This window comes from Synechococcus sp. WH 5701 (genome assembly GCF_000153045.1).
Lineage (GTDB): Bacteria > Cyanobacteriota > Cyanobacteriia > PCC-6307 > Cyanobiaceae > Regnicoccus_A > Regnicoccus_A antarcticus.
In genome coordinates this window covers 1-1,216 of the sequence record NZ_AANO01000111.1, presented here as the reverse complement: position 1 = coordinate 1,216, position 1,216 = coordinate 1, and the positions used below count along the sequence as shown (strand labels likewise).

At 61.1% G+C, this 1,216-nt stretch carries 2 protein-coding genes; both read right to left on the bottom strand.

Annotated features, from left to right (window positions below; genetic code table 11):
* On the bottom strand, positions 1 to 772 hold a 772-nt coding region (locus tag WH5701_RS00665; protein WP_006169901.1), incomplete at its 3' end, for an NAD(P)/FAD-dependent oxidoreductase.
* Between the two features lie 83 nt (positions 773 to 855).
* The coding region (locus WH5701_RS00660) for a tyrosine-protein phosphatase (protein WP_006169900.1) at positions 856 to 1,216 on the bottom strand (361 nt) is incomplete at its 5' end.

The window sequence follows — 1,216 nt, the reverse complement described above, 5'->3', positions numbered from 1 at the left end:
TGTCGAGATAGCCGCTCTCATCCATTGGCAGCTTGCCCTTGAACAACTCGGTCGCGGGGGCGTGACCGATCGCGACGAAAGCACCGTCCACTTCGAGCGTCGAAGTCTCGCCAGTTTGCGTGTCCTTGAGCACGAGGTGCGAAAGCGTGCCGTTTTCCCCTGCCTCGAAGCTTTCGACGGTCTTGTTCCAGAGCGTCGAAATCTTGGGGCTCTTGAACAGTCGATCCTGCAGGATCTTCTCCGAGCGCAATTCGTCGCGGCGGTGGATCAGGGTCACGTCGTCGGAGTGGTTGGTGAGGTAGAGCGCCTCTTCCACTGCGGTGTTCCCGCCGCCGATCACCGCGACCTTCTTACCGCGATAGAAGAAGCCGTCGCAGGTTGCACAGGCCGAAACGCCCTTGCCGCCGAGCTCCTGCTCACCGGGAACGCCAAGCCACTTGGCCTGAGCGCCCGTCGCAATCACGATCGTGTCGGCGATGTACTCATCGCCGCTGTCGCCCACTGCGCGGAAAGGCGAGCCGCCTTCGAGATCAACGCTGGTGATGATGTCGTACATCATGCGCGTGCCGACATGCTCGGCCTGCGCCTTCATCTCTTCCATGAGCCAAGGCCCCTGCACCACGTCGCGAAAGCCGGGATAGTTCTCGACATCGGTGGTGATGGTCAGCTGGCCGCCGGGTTGCAGGCCCTGAACCACGATCGGCTCAAGCATGGCGCGCGCGGCGTAGATCGCTGCGGAATAGCCAGCAGGGCCGGAGCCGATGATGAGCATCTTGGTGTGATGAGTAGCCATGGGTCGTCTCTTCAAATCTGGTCAGTTGTTACCGTGCGATATGGGGTCCGGGCGCAGCCTTGTCACGTCAGGAACCGCTCCCTGAGGCGAGCTTTCCTTGTGTCATCCACACCTAAGCTATTCTCAAGGTATGCATCGACGCTGCCGTGGTCGCGGGTGACCTCGGACCAGTAGCGCTCGATATACTCCTCGCGCACTCCCATAAGGTTGCGGATCGCCTCGGGCTCTATCTCGCCATAATGCGCCTCCATGCGCGGTAGCGACTGGCGCTCGAGAATATGCTGGGTCGGTGCATCGTTGGTGCGCATGAATTCGGCGACAACGTCGTCCTTGTGAGCACCGAGCACATGAAGAAGCAGGCTTGCTGCGATCCCAGTGCGGTCCTTGCCCGCAAAGCAATGGACAAGGCTACCGCCCTCGCGC